General features: G+C 34.7%; 17 protein-coding genes. 7 read left to right on the top strand and 10 right to left on the bottom strand.

Features of this window, described 5'->3' with window-relative positions:
* Window positions 1–12: 12 nt before the first annotated feature.
* The 4 genes from radA to panC all read right to left on the bottom strand — a co-directional run bounded on the left by radA (window position 13) and on the right by panC (window position 3,891).
* Window positions 13–1,374: a DNA repair protein RadA gene (gene radA, locus ACM55M_RS01255; RefSeq protein WP_039108230.1), complete on the bottom strand. Its 1,362-nt coding sequence runs from the start codon at window positions 1,372–1,374 to the stop codon at window positions 13–15.
* A complete protein-coding gene (locus ACM55M_RS01250) occupies window positions 1,374–2,519 on the bottom strand; it encodes an alpha/beta hydrolase (RefSeq protein WP_416855644.1) in 1,146 nt (381 codons plus the stop codon). The genes radA and ACM55M_RS01250 overlap by 1 nt, the downstream gene beginning before the upstream one ends.
* A 128-nt stretch (window positions 2,520–2,647) precedes the next feature.
* Window positions 2,648–2,998 carry an aspartate 1-decarboxylase gene (gene panD, locus ACM55M_RS01245; protein WP_035668843.1) on the bottom strand — a complete coding sequence of 117 codons (351 nt, stop codon included), beginning with the start codon at window positions 2,996–2,998 and terminating at the stop codon, window positions 2,648–2,650.
* A 14-nt stretch (window positions 2,999–3,012) separates the two neighbouring features.
* Window positions 3,013–3,891 (bottom strand): pantoate--beta-alanine ligase, encoded by an 879-nt coding sequence (gene panC / locus ACM55M_RS01240; protein WP_416855643.1) that lies wholly within the window; start codon window positions 3,889–3,891, stop codon window positions 3,013–3,015.
* A gap of 78 nt (window positions 3,892–3,969) precedes the next feature.
* Here panC and ACM55M_RS01235 point away from each other — a divergent pair, with 78 nt between their 5' ends.
* The 7 genes from ACM55M_RS01235 (at window position 3,970) to ACM55M_RS01205 (ending at window position 15,180) form a co-directional block, all read left to right on the top strand.
* Window positions 3,970–4,776 (top strand): glycogen/starch synthase, encoded by an 807-nt coding sequence (locus tag ACM55M_RS01235; protein ID WP_416855642.1) that lies wholly within the window; start codon window positions 3,970–3,972, stop codon window positions 4,774–4,776.
* Window positions 4,777–4,797: 21 nt separating this feature from the next.
* Window positions 4,798–6,390: a DUF4270 domain-containing protein gene (locus ACM55M_RS01230; protein WP_416855641.1), complete on the top strand. Its 1,593-nt coding sequence runs from the start codon at window positions 4,798–4,800 to the stop codon at window positions 6,388–6,390.
* 9 nt (window positions 6,391–6,399) lie between these two features.
* Window positions 6,400–8,247 (top strand): glutamine--fructose-6-phosphate transaminase (isomerizing), encoded by a 1,848-nt coding sequence (gene glmS, locus ACM55M_RS01225; RefSeq protein ID WP_416855640.1) that lies wholly within the window; start codon window positions 6,400–6,402, stop codon window positions 8,245–8,247.
* A gap of 360 nt (window positions 8,248–8,607) precedes the next feature.
* On the top strand, window positions 8,608–11,442 hold the full coding sequence (locus tag ACM55M_RS01220; protein WP_416855639.1) for a TonB-dependent receptor: 2,835 nt from the start codon (window positions 8,608–8,610) through the stop codon (window positions 11,440–11,442).
* A gap of 28 nt (window positions 11,443–11,470) precedes the next feature.
* Window positions 11,471–13,036 (top strand): G-D-S-L family lipolytic protein, encoded by a 1,566-nt coding sequence (locus ACM55M_RS01215; protein WP_416855638.1) that lies wholly within the window; start codon window positions 11,471–11,473, stop codon window positions 13,034–13,036.
* A 259-nt stretch (window positions 13,037–13,295) separates the two neighbouring features.
* A complete protein-coding gene (atpD, locus tag ACM55M_RS01210; protein ID WP_073204939.1) occupies window positions 13,296–14,807 on the top strand; it encodes a F0F1 ATP synthase subunit beta in 1,512 nt (503 codons plus the stop codon).
* Between the two features lie 91 nt (window positions 14,808–14,898).
* Window positions 14,899–15,180 (top strand): FoF1 ATP synthase subunit delta/epsilon, encoded by a 282-nt coding sequence (locus ACM55M_RS01205; protein WP_416834936.1) that lies wholly within the window; start codon window positions 14,899–14,901, stop codon window positions 15,178–15,180.
* Window positions 15,181–15,231: 51 nt separating this feature from the next.
* Here ACM55M_RS01205 and ACM55M_RS01200 read toward each other — a convergent pair whose 3' ends face one another.
* The 6 genes from ACM55M_RS01200 to ACM55M_RS01175 form a co-directional block, all read right to left on the bottom strand.
* On the bottom strand, window positions 15,232–15,774 hold the full coding sequence (locus tag ACM55M_RS01200; protein WP_416855637.1) for a GNAT family N-acetyltransferase: 543 nt from the start codon (window positions 15,772–15,774) through the stop codon (window positions 15,232–15,234).
* Between the two features lie 99 nt (window positions 15,775–15,873).
* On the bottom strand, window positions 15,874–16,296 hold the full coding sequence (locus ACM55M_RS01195; RefSeq protein WP_416855636.1) for a DoxX family membrane protein: 423 nt from the start codon (window positions 16,294–16,296) through the stop codon (window positions 15,874–15,876).
* A 230-nt stretch (window positions 16,297–16,526) separates the two neighbouring features.
* The gene (locus ACM55M_RS01190; RefSeq protein WP_416855635.1) at window positions 16,527–18,083 is read right to left on the bottom strand and encodes a vanadium-dependent haloperoxidase; all 1,557 of its coding nucleotides are present in this window, start codon (window positions 18,081–18,083) and stop codon (window positions 16,527–16,529) included.
* Window positions 18,073–18,996 carry a hypothetical protein gene (locus ACM55M_RS01185; protein WP_416855634.1) on the bottom strand — a complete coding sequence of 308 codons (924 nt, stop codon included), beginning with the start codon at window positions 18,994–18,996 and terminating at the stop codon, window positions 18,073–18,075. Before ACM55M_RS01185 ends, ACM55M_RS01190 begins: the two co-directional genes overlap by 11 nt.
* Window positions 18,997–19,106: 110 nt before the next feature.
* Window positions 19,107–20,312, bottom strand: a complete 1,206-nt coding sequence (locus ACM55M_RS01180) for a hypothetical protein (protein ID WP_416855633.1) — start codon at window positions 20,310–20,312, stop codon at window positions 19,107–19,109.
* A 487-nt stretch (window positions 20,313–20,799) separates the two neighbouring features.
* Window positions 20,800–21,339: a hypothetical protein gene (locus ACM55M_RS01175; RefSeq protein ID WP_416855632.1), complete on the bottom strand. Its 540-nt coding sequence runs from the start codon at window positions 21,337–21,339 to the stop codon at window positions 20,800–20,802.
* Window positions 21,340–21,466 lie beyond the last annotated feature (127 nt).

Genomic DNA, 21,466 nt, shown 5'->3' with positions numbered 1-21,466 from the left:
GAGATAAAAATTCTACCCAAACAATTCGCTTGCGATGTCTTCAATCTTTGCTACCAATCGAATTTTAATTCCAGTATTTTTCAAGGCAATTTTATTGTATTTCGAAACAAAAATGGTCGAAAACCCTAACTTTTCGGCTTCCTGAATGCGTTGGTCTACGCGGTTCACAGGACGTATTTCACCGGAAAGGCCCACTTCGCCAGCAAAACAAAAATCTTTATTTACGGGAATATCTTCATTCGATGATAAAATGGCTGCCACCACGGCTAAATCTATTGCAGGATCATCTACAGAAATTCCTCCGGTTACGTTGAGGAAAACATCTTTGGCGCCAAGCCTAAAACCAGCTCTTTTTTCTAAAACTGCCAGAATCATATTCAGTCTTTTGGCATTATAACCTGTCGTGCTACGTTGTGGTGTTCCGTAAACAGCGGTACTCACCAACGATTGAATTTCTATCATTAAAGGACGCATTCCTTCCAATGTCGAGGCGATTGCCGTTCCTGATAATTCCTCGTCTTTGTGCGAAATTAATATTTCCGAAGGATTCGAAACTTCACGCAAACCATTGCCTAACATTTCATAAATACCAATTTCAGCAGTGGAACCGAAACGATTTTTTAGCGAACGCAAAATACGATACACGTGATTTCTGTCGCCTTCAAATTGCAAAACAGTATCCACCATGTGTTCCAATATTTTTGGTCCGGCAATATTTCCGTCTTTGGTAATGTGACCAATAAGAATCACAGGAATATTAGTTTCTTTGGCAAATTTTATCAATTCGGCAGTAGTTTCGCGTATTTGAGAAATACTTCCCGGAGTAGATTCGATATAATCCGTATGAAGCGTTTGAATGGAATCGATAATCACGATTTCAGGTTGTATGGCTTCAATTTGCTTGAAGATGTTTTGGGTTTTGGTTTCGGTGAGAATATAACAATTGTCTCCGCTTGGCGTGATTCTTTCGGCGCGCATTTTAATTTGTTTCTGACTTTCTTCGCCCGAAACATACAAGGTTTTGTAAGGTAATTTTAAGGATATTTGAAGTAAAAGGGTGCTTTTTCCAATGCCGGGTTCACCACCTAAAAGGATCAGAGAACCGGGAACTATTCCGCCACCAAGTACCCGATTGAGTTCGCCGTCAGTAGTATCCATGCGGATTTCCTGAGTGGAATCAATTTCGTTTATTTTTAATGGTTTTGGGGCTTTATTGCTGGAAGTTGGTTCGCTTTTCCAAGCTACTTTTTCTTGTTTTTGAATGATTTCTTCCGCTATCGTATTCCATTCTTTGCAGGAATTGCATTGCCCTTGCCATTTGGCATATTGGGCTCCACAGTTTTGACAAAAAAAAGTAGTTTTTACTTTTGACATTATTTTTTTGGTGTTAGGCTTTTCATATCATCATATTTTTGATACATCATGTCTTTGGTTAAATTGCCAATTTCTTCTAATTGGGACGCTGTTTGATATGATTTTGCGGCTTTTTTTGTGTCACCTGTTTTTTCATACATAAGCCCCAATTCATAATCGGCAAGCATGGATTTCGGGTAGTTTTTCTTTGCAATATCAGAGAGTTTGTCTAATTCCGGATAGGCTTTGTTTTTCAGAATTGCTGCTTCAATTGCTTTGAAATCATTGATTCGAATGGGAATTTTTAAGCCTAAATTTTTTGAAATAACGTCGTATTTATTCGTCAAATAATCTACATAACCAGCGGGAAGCACAGCAATTTTATCGGTGTATTCCGTTGATGAGATGGGTTTGTAAGAGTCGAAAAACTGATACAAAGCATTTGGTATCGAATACAGTACGAGTGAATAATGTGACGCTCCTTTGAAATTATCAAATTTATAATTGACTAACGGGTTAGCAACCAGCTTCATGTTTTGGTCGAGGCTTTTTATAGGCTCCTGAAGTTGTCTTACATCACCATCTCCAGTGGATTGATAGTAAAAAATGGGTTGTTTTATGTTTGAAAATTTTTCTGGAATATGGTTTTCCATGCCAGGGGCAAGTTCTGGACTTAAAGAAATATAGGCGTTAAATAATGGTGCGTCTTTGTACAAAAAAAAGTTTAAAAAACCTGCTGTGGTATCATGTCCCGCAATAATTCGGAAGGGTACAGTACGGTATTTTTTTTCAAGAAAGGGAAGCAGTTCGTTACCGATAAATTCGAAAAAATCAGCTCCTTTTCCTGATGGTACGCCATTTGTAGCGTCATAATTGCTGTCGTCTACTCGTTCGTCTTTTTTATTTTGAGTGATGCCAACAACTATTGTTTCCGGCAAATCATCCCAATAAGCGCCGTAGTTCAAAGCGCCGTAAAAAGGATCAAAGAGGTAATCTCCATCCAGTAAAATCAGGATTGGATATCTTTTGTTTGTATTTTTTTCATAGGATGGCGGTAATCCAATTGTGATTTCCCGGCTTCCTAATTTGTTTGAATCGAATGGCAGTGTTGTTTTTTGAGAAAATACTGAAATAGAAAAGAGTAGTAAGAGTAATGTCTGTTTCATGATTTTGGAGTGTTTTAGAAATTAAATTTATTCTAAATGGAGTAGCAATATACTACTTTTATTAAAATAGAAATAGCAAAAAACACGGCACTTCAAAAAAGCAAATAATTTGATCTTATTCTAAAAATCTACGTCAATGAATTGTCATTCTCATTTGGAAAAATAATCCAAGGCTTGAAGGTTTTAGCCTCTTCGAATTCTAAAGTTGCATAGGATATAATGATGATAATATCATCTTTTTGTACTTTTCGAGCTGCTGGACCATTTAATGTAATGATGCCTGAATTTTTTTCGCCCTTGATAGCATAAGTATCAAAGCGCTCCCCATTGTTGATGTTTACGATGGAGACTTTTTCACCTTCAATGATGTTAGAAGCATCTAGTAAAGCTTCGTCAATAGTAATGCTTCCGATATAATTTAAATCGGCTCCAGTTACTTTTACTCGGTGTATTTTTGATTTTACGACTTGAATTTGCATGCTACAAAAGTAAATTAATTTAATGAAATGGTATCAATCAAACGAATATTGTTGACAAAAACGGCTATAAAAGCACGGTATTTCTTATTTGGTTCTTTTATTACGCTGGGCAATAGTGTTTCTTCATTAGCAATTACAAAATATTCTAATGCGAAAAGGGTGTTGTTTTCGAAAGCTTTTTTAACCCATTCCGTTACTGATTCGGGACTTTCTGTTTGAAATTTTTCTTTGGCAATAGTTAGTCTTTTGTAGATTATTGCGGCTTCTTCTCTTTCATGTGGGGATAAACGTTCGTTTCGGGAACTCATGGCAAGATGGTTGGATTCCCTGTAAATGGGACAACCAATTACATTTACTTTCAAGTTGGCTTTAGCAGACATTTTTTTGACAATTTGTAACTGTTGAAAATCTTTCTCGCCAAAATAGGCGTTTGTAGGTTCTACAATTTCAAAAAGCCGTTTTACAATAGTGCCAACACCATTAAAATGACCAGGTCTGAATTCTCCTTCCATTTGGTTTTCTAACCCATCAAAATCAAAAGATTGAGACAGGGGCTGTCCGTCATAAATATCTTCGACAGTTGGGGCGTACAAGATGATTTTTGGACTTAATGCAGTAAGTTTTTTCACATCTTCTTCTAAAGTCCTTGGGTATTTTGCTAAATCTTCCGGATTGTTAAATTGGGTAGGATTTACAAAAATACTCACTACAGTATTTCCATTTTCCAATAGCGATTTTTGCATTAAAGCCAAATGACCTTCATGTAAAGCGCCCATAGTTGGGACAAATCCAATGGTGGAATCTGAAGTTTTGATAGATTTCAAATAGTCTCTCAAAGCTGCTTTTCCATAGAAAATATGCATGGTGGTATTATTAAAATTAAATGCAAACATAATATTTTAGTTAATAACTGCATAAATTTTTGTAATTTTGCATGGTTTTTATTACCAATAAATTAAGTAAATTACAATATGAAAGATAAGAGGATATTATATGTATCATCTGAAGTGGTGCCTTATCTCGCTGAAAATGAGGTTTCTTTAATGTCTTATGACGTTCCGAAAATGATTAATGATCAGGGAGGACAAATAAGAATTTTCATGCCTAGATATGGAAATATAAATGAAAGAAGACACCAATTACACGAAGTAATTAGACTTTCGGGGATGAATTTGGTAGTAAATGACTTAGATATGCCATTGATTATAAAAGTGGCTTCAATTCCTAAAGAGAGGATACAAGTTTACTTTATTGATAATGATGAATATTTCAAAAGGAAAGCCACATTTGCAGATGAAGAAGGGGTTATGTATCCTGATAATGATGAACGGGCTATTTTCTTTGCAAAAGGAGTTGTAGAAACCGTAAAAAAATTGAATTGGGTTCCGGACATTATTCATGTTCACGGATGGATGGCGGCGATGTTGCCTATTTATCTGAAACATTTTTATAAAAATGAAGCTTTATTCTCAGAAACAAAGATTGTTACTTCGGTTTATAGTCAGTCTTTTGAAGGAACTTTAGACGTAGAAATGATTAATAAGGTGAAATTTGACGGTATTCCTGATGAAGCAATTGCGGACTTAGAAATTCCGGATTATGAGAGCATTATAAAAGTAACTGTTATGCATTCAGATGCTGTAATTATTGCTTCAGAAAACCTATCTTCAAGTTTAACAAAATTTATAGAATCTTCGGGTAAACCTTTTTTACCTTTCGTGCCGAAAGACAAATTCGCGGAAGCGTATACTAATTTCTATAAAAACGAAGTTCTTTAAATTAAACTTTTATTATTAAATATGTACAATAATTCTTTTTTCAAGAAAATGCTGGTTTTGGCTGGCATTATTCTTTTGTATTCATGTGATAAAGATTATAATGTAATTGGTGGAGATTTAATTGGTGACAACCACTTTGATCTTAGCAAGTATACATCAAGTGTAGTAGCTTACAATCAAAAAATTGGACCTATTCAGTCTAATGATCTTCCCGTGAATCCATTAGGGATTTACAATAACCCTAATTTTGGTGAAACTACTGCTAATTTTAATACACAATTGGTTTTGTCAACTCCTCTAACTTCCCTTAGTACCAGACCTCATGTAGTAAGTGTGGTTTTGACTATTCCTTATTATTATGACGCCAATAAAACAGTTACAAATACTGATGGTAGCCATGTTTACACATTAGATTCCATTTATGGAGCGGATAAAGCACCAATGAAACTAAGTGTGTATGAGTCTGGATATTATATGAGAGATACAGATCCTGTAGGTGGATTTCAACAAACTCAAAAGTATTTTACAAATCAAAATGCTGATTTTGAAAATGTAAAAGTTGGAAGCCGTTTAAATACGGATTCGAATCTGGCTCAGAATGACAATTTCTTCTTTGACCCAATAGAGCATGTTGTAACTACAACAGATTCTATTACAAAAGTTGTTACCACTACAAGAACACCTCCTGGGATGCAATTGAATTTGAATAAAAGCTATTTTAAAACTAGAATTATTGACGCTGTCGCAGCAGGTAAATTGGCTACAAATGATATTTTTAAAGAGTATTTTAGAGGACTTTACTTTAAAATGGAAAAATCAGGAAGTAGCGCCGGAAATTTAGCGATGTTAAATTTTAAAGCTGGAAAAATCACCATTAATTATAATGAAGATTTGGCTTCGGCAACTGCTGGTGGTGAGCCAACAAGAGTTAAAAAAAGTATAGTTCTTAACATGACCGGGAATTCCGTGAGTTTGTTGAATAATAATTTTACAAATAGTGGGCTTGCTTATAATGCGTTGCCAAATACGGGAAATACTTCTGGGGATGAAAAATTATATCTAAAAGGCGGAGAAGGTTCTCTTGCTATTCTAGATCTTTTTAGTACTGCTGGTGAGCTTGAAAACATAAGAAGTAAAGGTTGGTTGGTTAATGAAGCGAATCTTGTTTTTCATATTGATGCAAGCACAATGGCAAATAGCTATGAGCCAAGAAGGATTTATTTGTATGATTTTACAAATCATAGGCCTGTTGTAGATTATTATAATGATGCGAGTACAAGTACGGATGCTAAAAAATCAAAATTTGTTTTTGATGGTAATATAAATACAGATGCAACATCCAAAAGAGGATTAACATATAAGATCAGAATTACAAATCAAATCCGTAATCTTATTAAAAATGCCGATTCAACAAATGTTAAATTAGGTATTGTTGTTACAGAAGATATCAGTACTATTGCTTCTTATAAAATTAAAACTCCAAATGCATTTATCTCTCAAGCTCCAAAAGCTAGTGTAATGAATCCATTAGGGACAATCCTTTATGGTGGAAAATCAACGGTTCCTGAGGGAAAAAGATTAAAACTTGAAATTTTTTATACAAAACCTAATTAAGTAAAAATTATGTGTGGAATTGTTGGATATATTGGATATAGAGAAGCTTACCCTATTGTTATAAAAGGGCTAAAAAGACTAGAGTATAGAGGTTATGATAGTGCTGGTGTTATGTTATATGACGGCGAGAACTTAAAAATTTCTAAAACTAAAGGTAAAGTTGTAGATTTAGAAGAGAGGGCGTCTAAAGAAATCTCAATAAATGGAACTATAGGAATGGGACATACGCGTTGGGCGACACATGGAGTTCCAAACGATGTTAATTCTCATCCACATCTTTCTAATTCAGGTGATTTGGCTATAATTCACAATGGAATTATTGAGAATTATGCTCCATTGAAAAAGGAATTATTGAAAAGAGGGTACGTTTTTCATTCTGACACTGATACTGAAGTTCTTGTAAATCTTATAGAAGAAGTTCAGAAAAAAGAAAATTTTAAAATTGGTAAAGCAGTTCAGGTGGCGCTGAATCAAGTGGTTGGTGCTTATGCAATTGCGGTTTTTGATAAAAAGAATCCTGATGAAATTGTTGCGGCACGTTTAGGAAGTCCGCTAGCAATTGGTGTAGGCGAAGGGGAATATTTTATAGCTTCTGATGCTTCTCCATTTATTGAATATACATCTAACGCTATTTATTTAGAAGATGGTGAGATGGCAAATATTAGGTTGCATAAACCCATGAAAGTAAGAAAAATTAAAGATGATTCTTTAGTCGATCCTTATATTCAAGAACTTCAAATGAACTTGGAGCAAATTGAAAAAGGAGGTTACGATCACTTTATGTTGAAAGAGATTTACGAGCAGCCAGATGTTATAAAAGATACGTATCGTGGAAGACTTCATGCAAATGAAGGAATTATCCAAATGTCAGGTGTTGAGGATAATTTAGAAAAATTTTTAAATGCTGACAGAATAATAATAGTAGCTTGTGGTACTTCATGGCACGCAGGTTTAGTCGCAGAATATATATTTGAAGAGTTTGCTAGAATTCCGGTAGAAGTTGAATATGCTTCTGAATTTAGATATAGAAATCCTATAATAAATAGTAAAGATATAGTTATTGCAATTTCGCAATCAGGAGAAACGGCTGATACAATGGCTGCCATTAAATTAGCCAAAGAGCACGGTGCTTTTGTATTTGGGGTTTGTAATGTTGTAGGTTCTTCTATTTCTAGAGAAACTAATGCAGGAGCTTATACTCATGCGGGACCTGAAATAGGTGTTGCTTCCACAAAAGCATTTACTACACAAATCACTGTGTTAACAATGATGGCGTTGCGTTTGGCGAAAGCTAAAGGGACAATGTCGAACACAGATTTTCACAGATATTTGCAAGAATTAGAAATTATTCCTGAAAAAGTTAAAGAAGCCTTAGAAACAAATGACAGGGCAAAAGAAATTGCTGCTGTGTTTAAAGATGCTCCTAACTGTTTGTATTTAGGAAGAGGTTATAACTTTCCGGTAGCTCTTGAAGGGGCATTGAAGCTTAAGGAAATATCTTATATTCATGCGGAAGGTTATCCTGCTGCTGAAATGAAACATGGTCCGATTGCATTGATTGATGAACATATGCCTGTTGTTGTTATTGCGCCAAAGCAAGGTCATTATGATAAAATTGTAAGTAATATTCAGGAAATTAAATCCAGAAGCGGAAAGATTATTGCAGTAGTAACCAAAGGCGATACTCAGGTTCGTGAATTGGCAGATTATGTAATTGAAATCCCAGAAACATCAGATGCATTGTCTCCGCTAATCACTACGATTCCTTTACAACTTTTATCCTATCATATTGCCGTGATGAGAGGATGTAATGTAGATCAACCTCGTAATTTAGCTAAATCAGTTACAGTAGAATAATAAGATATTATTTACTTTAGATATAAGACCTTGGAAGATTTTTCTTTCGAGGTTTTTTTATGTTTTGTTTTGACTAATTTGAAAAATATCTTGAAAAATTAATTTTTTTTTTCGGTCTATTCATTTTTATTGAATAGCTAATAATTAATAAAATTATTAAGATTAATGTATTTATTGTATGCATGCATAGTGTTATTTTGATTTTTTTACTTAATTTTTTACAAAATACAGAATTCGTAAAATGTAGAATAAGTTCAAATGAGTTAAAATCATTGATAATTATTAAATTTTAAAGGCTGTTTTTTATTAATATCAAAAATATTTGTACTTTGGCGTTATAAACCAACAAATTATAACCCAATGAGAGTGTATTTACTTTTTTTGTCATTGTTTTTTTGTAGCCTAACTTTTGCTCAAAATTCAATTTCAGGCATTGTTACAGACAGTAACAATCAACCTATTCCTGGAGCCAACATCAAAATTGTTGGAGAAACAGCTGGTAGTATTACCGACATCGATGGAAAATTCACTTTAAATTCATCAACAAAGCTACCCTATGTGCTTAACGTTACAAGTGTAGGTTATGGTTCTCAAAAAGTAACTATTTCTTCAAATAATCAAAAAGTAACGGTTAAACTTGTCGATGAAGAAACAAAACTGAATGAGATAGTAGTATCAGCTTCAAGAACCCCAGAAAGAGTATTAGAATCTCCGGTTACAATTGAAAGAATGAGCGTTGCGGATATTAAAAAGACTGCATCTGCAACTTTTTATGATGGTTTAGAAAACTTGAAAGAAGTGCAAATGAATACAAGTAGTTTGTCTTTTAAATCAATAAATACCCGTGGTTTTGCTACTGTTGCCAATACCCGTTTTATGCAATTGGTTGACGGAATGGATAACTCTTCTCCATTATTAAATTTCGTGTTGGGAAATATGATTGGTGTTTCTGAAATCGATGTTCAAAGTGTGGAGTTGTTGCCAGGAGCATCGTCGGCATTATATGGTGCAAATGCCTTCAATGGTATTTTGTTTATGAATAGTAAAAGCCCATTTACAAGTCAGGGAATTACTGCTTACGCAAAGTTTGGACAGACAGTTCAAGATGCCGCCGGGTCAAATGATTTCGTTGATTATGGAGTAAGAATGGCGCATGCGTTTAGTTCAAAATTAGCTGGAAAAGTTAATTTCACTTACATGCACGGTACGGATTGGCATGCGACAAACTATGATGACAAGACCGTTGTGGGAAGAGATAGAAGCAACGTAAATTATGATGGAATTAACGTTTATGGTGATGAAGTTACCACTAATATAAAAGGAGTTGGGCAATCTTTAGCTGCTTTGGGTTTAATACCGGCTGGTGCTGTGAATTTACTTCCAAATTATAATGTAAGTAGAACAGGATACAATGAAGTGGATTTAACAGATAATAAAGCAAGTAATACTAAAATTGATTTTTCTCTTCACTATAGACCTTTAGGGAATGAAAATTTAGAAGTTATTTGGCAAAGTAAATTTGGTTTCGGAAATGCAGTGTACCAAGGAGCCAATAGATATTATCTGAATGATTTTTTTATGCAACAGCATAAATTAGAAATAAAAGGGAAAAACTTCTTTGTAAGAGGGTATACTACTAACGAAGATGGAGGGAAATCGTATGATATGCTTTTTACAGGAATAAACATAAATAGAAAATGGAAAGATGATAAAACATGGTTCGGACAATATGCAGGAGCTTATATTCAATCTACATTAGCGGGCATGACGCCTGAAAATGCGCATATAATGGCAAGAAATACAGCTGATACAGGAAGATTTCTTCCTGGTACCCCTGAATTTAAAGCTGCTTTTAATGGTGTGATTAATGAGCCAAGTGTGCTTACGGGTTCAAAATTAGTAGATAATTCTAAAATATACCATTCTGACGCTAATTATAATTTTAAAGACATTATAAAATTTGCTGAGATCCAAGTTGGAGGGTCTTTTAGACTTTATGAATTAAATTCTCACGGTAGAATTTATACCGATGCAAATGGTCCTATTAATTATAATGAATATGGTGCTTATACGCAATTAACAAAAAGATTTGTAGACGATAGATTGAAATTTACAGGATCAGTTCGTTATGATAAATCAAAAAATTTCGATGGTAGTGTTTCTCCTAGAATATCTCTAGTATATTCTGGCGGTGAAAGCAAGAAACATAACTTTAGAGCTTCTTTTCAAACAGGTTTTAGAAATCCATCAACACAAGATCAATACATTGGGTTTAATGTAGGAAGTGCCATACTACTTGGGTCAGCTCCAGATAATTTAACAAGATACAGTGAAACTTTACCGGTCTCTACAGTTGTTGGTCAAACTTTTGCTGGTGGAACTTCTGTTGTTATGACTGGCTTGAATGCTTATAATAATTCATACACAGCTTCATCTGTAAGCGCATTTAGTGCTTTAGCGGGTAGTAATCCTATTGCAGGATCGGCTTTGTTAAGAAAAACAAATGTAAATTATGTAAAACCGGAACAGGTTAAGGCATTTGAAATAGGATACCGTTCATTTATAGAAAATGTATCTATTGATATTAATGGATATTATAATATCTATAATGATTTTATCGGTAATTTAAATGTTGTAGCTCCCTTTTATGGTACAGCAGCAGATTCTCCGAATCCTTTAGCCGGGCCTACCGATTCAGGTGCTCAATCATTGCATGCGCTTCAAAATGGTAATTACAGGGCGTATCAATTGTATACGAATACTGACATAGAAATCAAATCACTTGGTTTTGGTCTTGGACTTTCTAAAAAGGTATATAGAAATTTTGAAGTAGGTGTGAATTATAATTATGCAGAATTTAAATTCGATCAAGAAAAAGATCCAAGTTTTGAAGCGGGTTTTAATACGCCAAAACACAGAGTAAAAGCATCTTTTGGAAACGAAAAGTTGTTTGATAATTTTGGTTTTAACGTAAGCGGAAGATGGAATAGTGCGTATTTATGGCAATCTACAATGGTTGACGGTATGATCGATGCAGCTACGGTAATTGATGCTCAGGTTAATTACAATATGCCAAAATTAAAATCAACTCTTAAGCTTGGAGCATCGAATATTGGAGGAAAAGAATATACTCAAGTATTAGGTGCAGGGTTAATTGGGCAGCAGTTTTTTGCTTCTTGGACAATCAACCCGTAATTGAGTCAATAATATAAAAAACATAACCATGATAAAAAATTTCAAATGGCTACTATTGGTTTCTTTAAGCTTTGTAGCATGTAATAATGACGATGAAAATGCAACTCTTGTTGAAGAGCCCGTGACTTCTGGAACAGCCAGTTTTACAAAATATGTAGCATTAGGCGATTCTTTTGCTGCGGGATATAGTGATGGTGCCCTTTTCAAAAAAGGACAAGAAGGTTCTTATGTTACTATACTATCGCAACAATTTGCGGCAGCTGGAGGGGGTGAGTTTAAAACGCCTTTTACATCCGATAATGTTGGAGGATTGCTGTTGGGAGGAAATGTAATAGCAGCCGTTCGTTTGTATTTTAACGGTACAGCGCCGGTGCCGGTTAGTGGGACTCCTACTACTGAAGTGACTACTAAGATTACAGGGCCTTTTAATAATTTAGGAGTTCCTGGGGCAAAGAGTTATCATCTTGTGGCTTCAGGATATGGAAATGTGGCGGGTGTTGCTAGTGGTGCTGCAAATCCTTATTTTGCACGTTTTGCCACTGCGTCTGGAACAACAGTTTTAGCTGATGCTTTAGTTCAAGCACCTACTTTCTTTTCTTTATGGATTGGAGGGAATGATGTTTTGGGTTATGCAACATCAGGAGGTATTGGTGTTAATCAAACAGGAAATTTAAATCCAGCTACTTATGGAGGTAATGATATAACAGATCCTACTGTTTTTGCAAATGTTTATTCGGGTTTAGTTACTAATTTAACGACCAATGGCGCAAAAGGAGTGGTGGCAAACCTTCCTTATGTAAGTACGCTTCCTTATTTCACGACCGTTCCTTACAATCCATTGACGGCTAAAGTTCTTGGTGGGGGTAGTGAAGCCGTAGGGCAAGCTACTATAGCTGCTTTAAATACTCAATTGTACGGACCCTTAAAACAGGCATTAACGGCATTTGGAGCTGGAGATAGAATTAACCTTCTTTCTGTAGCAGTTGCTAATCCAATGTTGATTAAAGATGAGTCTTTGACGAATTTGTCTGCCCAACTAAAGGCAGCTTTTACTCCAAGTTTGGGTGAGGCCACTGCAGCTTTTTACGGAAGTGTTTTTGGACAAGCTCGCCAAGCTACTGCTACGGATTTAGTACTTTTGCCAACGCAATCTGCAATAGGGGTAGCTCCTACTGCAACTGATTCCGGTATTGGGATGGCGCCACCATCGCCTTTAAATAAATTCGGAATTACCTATCCATTACAAGACAAGCATGTATTAATACCAGCTGAAGTTGCTGAAGTAAAAGTTGCTACCGATGCTTATAATATCTCTATAAAAACAATCGCTGACGCTAAAGGGTTGGCTTTTGTGGATACAAAAGTGATTATGACGCAATTGTCAACTGTGGGAATAGTAAGTAATAGTTTTACGCTTACTTCGACATATGTAACTGGTGGAGCGTTTTCGCTTGACGGTATACATCCGGGTCCTAGAGGGTATGCTTTGATAGCAAATGCATTTACGGCAGCCATTAATGCTAAATATTCGTCAACATTAAGACCAGTTGATTTAAGTCGTTATCCAATATTGTATCCAGCCATAATTCAATAAATCGTATTTTTGGTCAGACTTAAAAAGCCATCCGTTTTATGACGTGGTGGCTTTTGTTTTTGTTTAAATAGTATGATTTTGTTTGTTTTAAAACAATATTAGAAACAAAGCAGTAAAATTGTATTGTTTTTTATAAAAAAAAATATTGATTTTATATTTTAAAAAATTATCTTTGCGCACTGAAAAAAGTGTCTAATCGATAAGTTTCGATTAGGATTATTTCATAAACCTAAATAGCTATTTAATAAATACATAAGTAATGTCAAAAGTAATAGGAAAAGTTGCCCAGATCATTGGACCAGTAGTTGATGTAGTTTTCAACGGTAAGGATGTTGAACTTCCAAAAATTTATGATTCGTTAGAAATCACAAAAAAAGATGGTACTTTATTGGTACTTGAAGTACAATCTCACATTGGTGAAAATACCGTTCGTACCATTTCGATGGACTCAACAGATGGTTTGAGTAGAGGTTATGAAGTAGTTGGAACAGGAAATCCTATCCAAATGCCAATTGGTGCTGATGTTTACGGTCGTTTATTCAACGTAATTGGAGATGCCATTGATGGTTTAGGAAACTTGCCAAAAACAGGTGAAAATGGAATGTCTATTCACAGACAAGCACCAAAATTCGAAGATTTATCTACTTCTTCTGAAGTTTTATTCACAGGTATTAAAGTAATTGATTTAATTGAGCCTTACTCAAAAGGGGGTAAAATTGGATTGTTCGGTGGTGCTGGTGTTGGTAAAACAGTATTGATTCAGGAGTTGATTAACAATATCGCAAAAGGTCACGGTGGACTTTCCGTATTCGCAGGAGTAGGAGAAAGAACACGTGAAGGAAATGACTTACTTCGCGAGATGTTAGAGTCAGGAATTATAAAATACGGGGATGAATTCATGCACTCTATGGAAAATGGAGGATGGGATTTATCTAAAGTAGATATGCCAGGAATGAGAGAGTCTAAAGCTACTTTCGTTTTCGGTCAAATGAATGAGCCACCAGGAGCTCGTGCTCGTGTAGCACTTTCTGGATTATCTATTGCGGAATATTTCCGTGATGGTGCAGGAACTGATCAAGGAAAAGATGTATTGTTCTTCGTGGATAATATCTTCCGTTTTACACAAGCAGGTTCTGAGGTTTCGGCACTTTTAGGTCGTATGCCATCAGCGGTAGGATACCAACCAACATTGGCTACTGAAATGGGTGCGATGCAAGAGCGTATTACATCCACAAATAAAGGTTCTATTACATCTGTTCAAGCGGTTTACGTTCCTGCGGATGATTTAACGGATCCAGCTCCGGCTACAACCTTTGCTCACCTTGATGCTACTACTGTATTGTCTCGTAAAATTGCTGAGTTAGGAATTTATCCTGCAGTGGATCCATTGGATTCCACTTCAAGAATCCTTACTCCTCAAATTTTAGGTGATGAGCATTATGACTGTGCACAAAGGGTAAAAGAAATTTTACAAAAATACAAACAATTACAAGATATCATCGCTATCCTTGGTATGGAAGAATTATCAGAAGAAGATAAATTAGCCGTTTCAAGAGCGCGTCGTGTTCAACGTTTCTTATCTCAACCTTTCCATGTTGCGGAGCAATTTACAGGATTAAAAGGAGTTTTAGTTGATATTAAAGATACTATCAAAGGATTTAATATGATTATTGACGGTGAATTAGATCACTTGCCAGAATCAGCTTTTAACCTTAAAGGTACTATTGAAGAAGCTATCGAAGCTGGAGAAAAAATGTTGGCGGAAGCTTAAAAAGAATTATAAATTATGAATTATAAATTATGAATTGGGTAGCCTCAAATAATTTATAATTTATAATTCATAATTCATAATTGAAAAAATTATGATTTTAGAAATAGTATCACCAGAAGCAAAATTATTTTCAGCAGAAGTTACTTCGGTTACATTGCCAGGAGTTGATGGAAGCTTTCAAATTTTGAATAACCACGCACCAATCGTTTCTATTTTAGGAAAAGGTGTTGTGAAAATTACAGCTTCTAATTTTGCTTTCGCAAAAGAAGTAGCCAGTAAATTCATAAAGCTAGATGATCAAAATTATACGCTAGCAATCACTTCAGGAACAATTGAAATGAAAGATAATAAAGTTATTATTTTAGCGGACTAAAGTAATTTCGATTATAAAAAATTAAAGTCTAACTTAATCGTTAGGCTTTTTTTATGTCCAATCCCAAAGCATGATATTCCAAACAATCCCATCTTCTTCATAATTATCGATTGTTTTGAAACCAACGGCTTCGTGAGCTTGCATCGAACGAAGGTTTATAGCGGCAACTTCAGTGATTAAATAATCATATTCATGTTGTAGCTCCTCTCTGTAAAAATGATAAAGTCCTCGAAATATTCCTTGTTTTCTATAGTTTTTAGCTACGCAAATTTGGCCCATTACAACGAATATTTTATCCTTGGAGACTATTCCGTCAATTCTTTCAAATAGGGGAATAAGAACCTTAATTTCGTTTCTAAAACTGGAAAGCATTACCAATGCAAAACCTACTAAGATATCATTGTTTTTGGCAATAATATGTGCACTGGCTGAATTCATTTGTTCCAGTAAAGCAACGGTGTGTTGTACGGTAACAAATCCTTCTTGAAGTTTCTCTTCAGCACTTATGTTTTGAGAACTGTTTTGTAACTGTAGTGTTCTAATTTGTTCAAGTTCGTCCAGTGTTGACGCTCTTTTATAATTTATAGGTTTCATCCATTCTTTTGATTAACAAGTTTATTTAATTACGATTTGTTTTAGCTGTAATTATAAAAATAGATAATCTTTTGATTATGTAAAAACGGATTTTAATTTTTATTTTATAATTAGTTTTGAATTCATTTCTGCATAATACTTTTCATTGTATTTTGCTGCAATTACTAGGGCTCCAGAAATCAAGATAAGATTTTTAATTATGTATTGGCCAACTAGAGTAGGACAGTAAGGGAAAGAGTCAAAACAGGCTGTTTTTAGTATAAAAATGGGAAAAAATGTAACTGCCATATGCATCAATAACAATACAATTGTATAAGGAATGAATCGTTTTATGAGCAAACCTAGACCTATAATTACTTCGCAAATGCCAAGAATTGGAATAAATATTTCTGGTTTAAACCAATAAACAGTTTGTTCTACCAGATCACCGGCAGGACTCATACCGAAAATTTTCAAAGCACCAAACCAGACATAGACTATTGCAAGAGAAATTCGCATCATATTGACACTGTGTTTTTCCATTTTTTTACTAAATCTAAAATAAAAGGAGTTGAATATTGGTTTCATAATGAAATTGTTAGTTGTGTGCGTTTCCTGTTTTTCGATATCAGAAAAGATTGTAATTGTGTTTCAAACTTCAATAGTTAAAGAATAAAAAGCCTAACAGATTTCCAACGTCTGTTAGGCGGTAGTTGATAAAATGAAATATTAAAACAAACCATTAAAACAAAGTATCAACTCATTTATTTGAATTATTCAGCACCGTCTGTGGCTGCTCTGGCAACGGCAAATCCACCTACTTTTTCGCCTAATTGAAGTCCTTTTTCGCAATCACTTCTGTAATGTATACAGCCAAACATTCTAGAATCAGATGCTTCTTTTGCCATATTTATGAAACTTTGAGCTTTTGCGGGAATGAAATGCGATAAAACTACACAAGCTGCGCCACTAAAAGTAGAATGGCCCGATACATAGGAAGGGAAGTTAGGCGTTCCGGTCATTGTTTTTATAGAAGGGTCCATTTGTGATGGTCTTGGATTAAAGTAAAAATACTTTGCATCCCAACAACTGATAGCAGCATCCATCATCGCAATATTTAATAATGCCATATTTCTTGCCCATCGTACTTCACTATAATTTTGTTCTACAAATGACTCTGATGCTATAGCATTCCAGTGCCCAGGGGGTGTATAAGTTCCTACACCATCAGCCCAAAAAGTAACAATTTCCATGTTCTTTCTAGATGGATTATTACCATAATTTTTTATTTCAGCTAATTCTTTTGCAAATTGTTCTGATTTTGTTGAAGGTGGCGGAACCGGGCGACTGGCAACAACCATTTCAGGAGTCATTATAAATGACTTTACTTTTCCAAATAATGGTAACATTGGAGGTCTTGCAGGTAAATCTAATGACAACCATGGTGTTTCTCCAGTAGCCGCAGTTTGCGTCTCCAATTGAGTCCAAAGCACTTGATTTCCTATAGCAGCTCCAGTTCCATCAGTAGAGGCTCGGGCAATAAATTTAGCGGCAATTTTTCTACCTAAAATAATTCCTGCATCAACATCACTTCGAACATTGGCACCGCTAATAATACGATATAGTTTTTGTTCTTCCGCTTTTCCAGTAATGTATGCGATTTCAGTTGGGAATAATAGTTTTAATAATTCAACTGTAACACCAGACAATACACCATCTTCTGAAGGATAGGACGGCATACTGCTTTTTGGAATTAAAACTTGTAAAGTTGCATCAACGGTAAAAGGAGCTGCCCTGTTGTATAATTTTTTATAATACCATGTGGCAACCATTGCATCATATTGCGCTGCACTTACATAAGCATAGGCTCTAGCTGCATATGGTGGATTTGAAAATGGAAATTCAGGATTCGCAAACGGATTTGCTGCCGATGGTGCGGGATAGGTTCCATCTTCATTTTGATAGGGAGGGCGGTTATGTCTTGCCACTAAAGTTCGCATAATTTCATTCCAGCGTAAAACACCACCAGCACTCCAATATTTTATTATTCTTTTTTGATCTTCTGAGATGTTGACTTGGTAGCTTTTTATTTCGTTAATTTCTCTTGTGAATGCTGGCGTATTTGTGGCAAGAGGTACATCAAGTGGGAATTCGTTTGGAGTCGCCAATAAAAAAGTTTTCCAAGTTCCAGCTAAATCGTCTGTATTGGTAGGGTTTAAGGCATGAAATTGTTCGTTTTTTTCAGTAATATCATCACTACACGAATAGGTGCAGGCAAGAAATAAAGCTAGAAGAGTAGTATAGGCTGTTTTTTGTATATTATTTTTCATCTTGTTTGCTTGTTTTTTTAAAATTAATCACATAAAATACACCTCCATAGAAGGTGTCTGATTTTCCAACGTTTCTTCCTTCCACTACATAGTTATAACCACCTACGAGAGATAATTCAGGTATTTTTTTAAATGTATATTTAGAATTAACACCATATTTTAACGCATTCATGGTATTACTTGGAAAAGGCATATTATTTTTTGTAATATCAAATCCTCCGGATTGCGTTACCCAATTGTCTATAATAAACTCGGCAATCAATCGATTAGAACGATAACCTGCTCTGAAATTCACTGAAATGACATCAGGCATATTGACTTCATTCGTATAATGGATTTCGTCAGTTAGATAGGCATTTCTATCAATTGTTATATTCGCTCTTTTTACATAAGCGCCAGATAATGTAGCAAAGAAGTTTCCTCTCTGGTAGTCTCCCATTAATCGCAATGAAGCTGTTTTGCTGCGTAAACCAAGGCTTAACGGTAAATAATCAGCAGGATAATCGGATAGTGGTGTTGAAAAACTTCCCAAAGCATAAATGGAATAGGTTGACTGACCAACTGTTTTCTCCAGAGGCATGTATTTTAGCGTAAGCGAAAGATCTTGTATTCCCTTTTGACCTTTCATGGTTCCGGCAGAAGCATTGGTTTCTACATACGGCACACTAAAAATAGCATTCAACTTATCAGAGATACCATAGTTTCCCATAAGTCCAATGGATTTTGTCGATACGGTACCAAGATTTAGATTCTCTCTTTTAAGAGATCCTTCCCAATATTCATCCCAGCTACTGTATTGATATATTGCTCCAACACAAAAATTATTTTTGCTCATCATGATCCCGTCAATATCTGTTTGGGCATTCAGAAAGATAGGTGCTAATAATAAGCAACTTAAGTAAAATTTTTTCATTTTAATAAAATAGTTTAATTATGAGATGGCATATGTAATCTTTTGATTTAAAATCTTTTTCTAAAAAAATAACTAAAAAGAATTGATTCTCTTCAGTTATTAATCTAAAATTAATGCTTCATTGACATTGTCATTTTTTTATTTAAATTGAAACGATACGAATAACCAACATTGATAGAGTAATCAGCAAAAGCTGCATCACCTTGTACATGTACATATTTGCTTGGGTCAGTTATTACTGAATTTTGTAAATCTTGAGAAGCAATATCAGCTGCGCTTTGAATACGGTTTTTTACAACATTGTAAGGGATGTAAAGACTGAAACCATGTTTCCCTATGCGATATGAAAATCCATATTCAACTGCAATAACATATCCAGGGCGACGATACGCTACCTGACCACCAAAAGCATCGTAAGCTGGAATTCCTTCAAATCTTCCTGCCAATGATACGGTGAAATTTTCTTTTTTGTCAATAGCAGCCATAAATCCTGCACGTCCAAAATATTGGTCTGGACTTGCGTATATTTCATATCCTTCTAGTCCTGCTTTTGGAGCGGATTTAAATGTACCGTTTGATTCTCTTGGATTGAACAAATAATATCCATTTGCAAAACCATAAAGGCGTCCTGTCAATTGACGGAATGCTTGAAGTTCTACTGAAAAACCTACGCCACCGTCTCCCGGTTGAATAGCTTGATCCATTACAAGACTTTTGGTAGTTCCATCAGTTTGTGGGGCATCGTCCATTTCATCATGACTACCATTATTTAATTTTACACCTAATCCTACCATAAGGTTTCCTTTTTTGGCTGTTTTAGGATTAAAAACCCAATAGTTTACACTTAAACGTGCATCTGCAATTCCATCTGCATAAACACTGTAACGGTAGGTGTTTTTTACAGGAGTTGTTTGTCTCAATATTTGAGAACGCTCATTGTTTACATAAGGTAATGTTGCGTTCAACTGAATACGGTCGGTTAGTCCATAAGAAACATTTAAATCGACTGCATGAGAATAAATGTTTACTGCATTGCCGCGTTCTTTTCCATTTGCATCAAATCCACCGCCTGTTAATTGACGTTGTAGTTGTTCCTCTTTGCCAACAAAGTGTCTCCAAGAGTGAAAATAGCGATAATTTGCTCCTACTTGAAATTCACCACTATCTAGATTGTAAGAATTTGAAGAATTTAAATTTTGCCCTCCCATTTGGCGAACTGCCACACAACCTTGTGCAGTCATGTGTTGGGTGTTAAAAGCAATCGTAAGGAATAAGATAAAAATACAAGCGGATTGTAAAGCGGATAAATTTTTCAAGGTTTGGTTTTTTTGAATGGTTAATAGTATAAAATATCCCAACAATAACTTCTTTCCACAAAGAGGGGTTGGGTGTTAAAAAAATAAGTTAGTTGATAGTTTTCTTGTTGTAAAACAAGATTCATTTTTGACTTTCGTCCAAAAAGTTTCGTTTGATTTTACACGGCAAAACAGATAGAGTACGTGTTTATTTGAAATAAATAGCACCTTTAGAAATCCATTTTAAATTTGTAAAAAATGAATTTAAGTCATGATTCTGAACGCTAGTTGTACAAAATAGACAGAATTTAATTGTAAAGTAGGCCTGTGAACTCTTTTAAAAAAGTGAATTCATAAAATACAAAAGACTGTTTTGTATTTGTAAGGTTTGGCTTAATTTTCAATAAAATTGTAATAATTGTACATCTTAGCTAAAACAATCATGAATTATCTTGACTTAACAAATGCCGGATAACAGTGAGTGATTTCACTAAAATAGTAGAAAGAATTATGCGATGTCTGGTGGGGAATACGATAAGGAAATGTATCCAGAATCTAATGCCTGTTGTGGCGTAATAATAGGTTTAATTGCGCCAATAGCTGTTTTTGGAGAAAAATCAACCGAGACAGTATTGTTTGGGATATAATCTTGCAGAAAAGATTTCATCAGTTTTTTTACAGGAGTATCTTTGGAAGAAGATTCATTGAATAATTGATTGTCGACAATGTCTTTTAAGTCTTTGCCTATTGCATCTTGATGTGAATTATGAAGATAGTAAAGGCTTAGGATATTATTTTGAATTCTTTTTTTGAAAATATGGTAACTTTTATTGTTAATAAGAACATCCTCATTTACATATTCAAAATCAGTGTCTTCAATGAAAGAATATAAAGTTGCATTCAATTTAATTACGTGCATCTCTGAACTAGGTGCTTTTTCCATACTAGTCACCCATGCTTGCTCTTGTTGATAGGCAAACATCAGATAGTATCCCAGAACATTGTAAAACAATGTTACTAATAAGAAAAGTGATGCAATTCGTTTCATAATGGCCGAAAGTAGAAAACTATTTTATAATGAAATATCTTTGAAGTTAATTTTAAGATAATTTTAACATAATTTTAACAATGTGTTGAATCGAAACCGTTTTCGTAAATTTTTATCAATTTTATTC

Source organism: Flavobacterium galactosi, from assembly GCF_048158585.1.
GTDB lineage: Bacteria > Bacteroidota > Bacteroidia > Flavobacteriales > Flavobacteriaceae > Flavobacterium > Flavobacterium galactosi.
Note: the sequence above shows the minus strand (reverse complement) of the source record. Positions and strands in the feature narration are given on the sequence as shown.

Bases quoted from the DNA above. Each gene is read 5' to 3' on its own strand.
- ACM55M_RS01205 (WP_416834936.1), top strand. From the start codon at position 14,899: ATGATTTTAGAAATAGTATCACCAGAAGCAAAATTATTTTCAGCAGAA.
- atpD (WP_073204939.1), top strand. From the start codon at position 13,296: ATGTCAAAAGTAATAGGAAAAGTTGCCCAGATCATTGGACCAGTAGTT.
- panD (WP_035668843.1), bottom strand. From the start codon at position 2,998: ATGCAAATTCAAGTCGTAAAATCAAAAATACACCGAGTAAAAGTAACT.
- glmS (WP_416855640.1), top strand. From the start codon at position 6,400: ATGTGTGGAATTGTTGGATATATTGGATATAGAGAAGCTTACCCTATT.
- ACM55M_RS01175 (WP_416855632.1), bottom strand. From the start codon at position 21,339: ATGAAACGAATTGCATCACTTTTCTTATTAGTAACATTGTTTTACAAT.
- ACM55M_RS01215 (WP_416855638.1), top strand. From the start codon at position 11,471: ATGATAAAAAATTTCAAATGGCTACTATTGGTTTCTTTAAGCTTTGTA.
- radA (WP_039108230.1), bottom strand. From the start codon at position 1,374: ATGTCAAAAGTAAAAACTACTTTTTTTTGTCAAAACTGTGGAGCCCAA.
- ACM55M_RS01230 (WP_416855641.1), top strand. From the start codon at position 4,798: ATGTACAATAATTCTTTTTTCAAGAAAATGCTGGTTTTGGCTGGCATT.
- ACM55M_RS01235 (WP_416855642.1), top strand. From the start codon at position 3,970: ATGAAAGATAAGAGGATATTATATGTATCATCTGAAGTGGTGCCTTAT.
- panC (WP_416855643.1), bottom strand. From the start codon at position 3,891: ATGTTTGCATTTAATTTTAATAATACCACCATGCATATTTTCTATGGA.
- ACM55M_RS01185 (WP_416855634.1), bottom strand. From the start codon at position 18,996: ATGAAAAAATTTTACTTAAGTTGCTTATTATTAGCACCTATCTTTCTG.
- ACM55M_RS01190 (WP_416855635.1), bottom strand. From the start codon at position 18,083: ATGAAAAATAATATACAAAAAACAGCCTATACTACTCTTCTAGCTTTA.
- ACM55M_RS01195 (WP_416855636.1), bottom strand. From the start codon at position 16,296: ATGGAAAAACACAGTGTCAATATGATGCGAATTTCTCTTGCAATAGTC.
- ACM55M_RS01200 (WP_416855637.1), bottom strand. From the start codon at position 15,774: ATGAAACCTATAAATTATAAAAGAGCGTCAACACTGGACGAACTTGAA.
- ACM55M_RS01250 (WP_416855644.1), bottom strand. From the start codon at position 2,519: ATGAAACAGACATTACTCTTACTACTCTTTTCTATTTCAGTATTTTCT.
- ACM55M_RS01220 (WP_416855639.1), top strand. From the start codon at position 8,608: ATGAGAGTGTATTTACTTTTTTTGTCATTGTTTTTTTGTAGCCTAACT.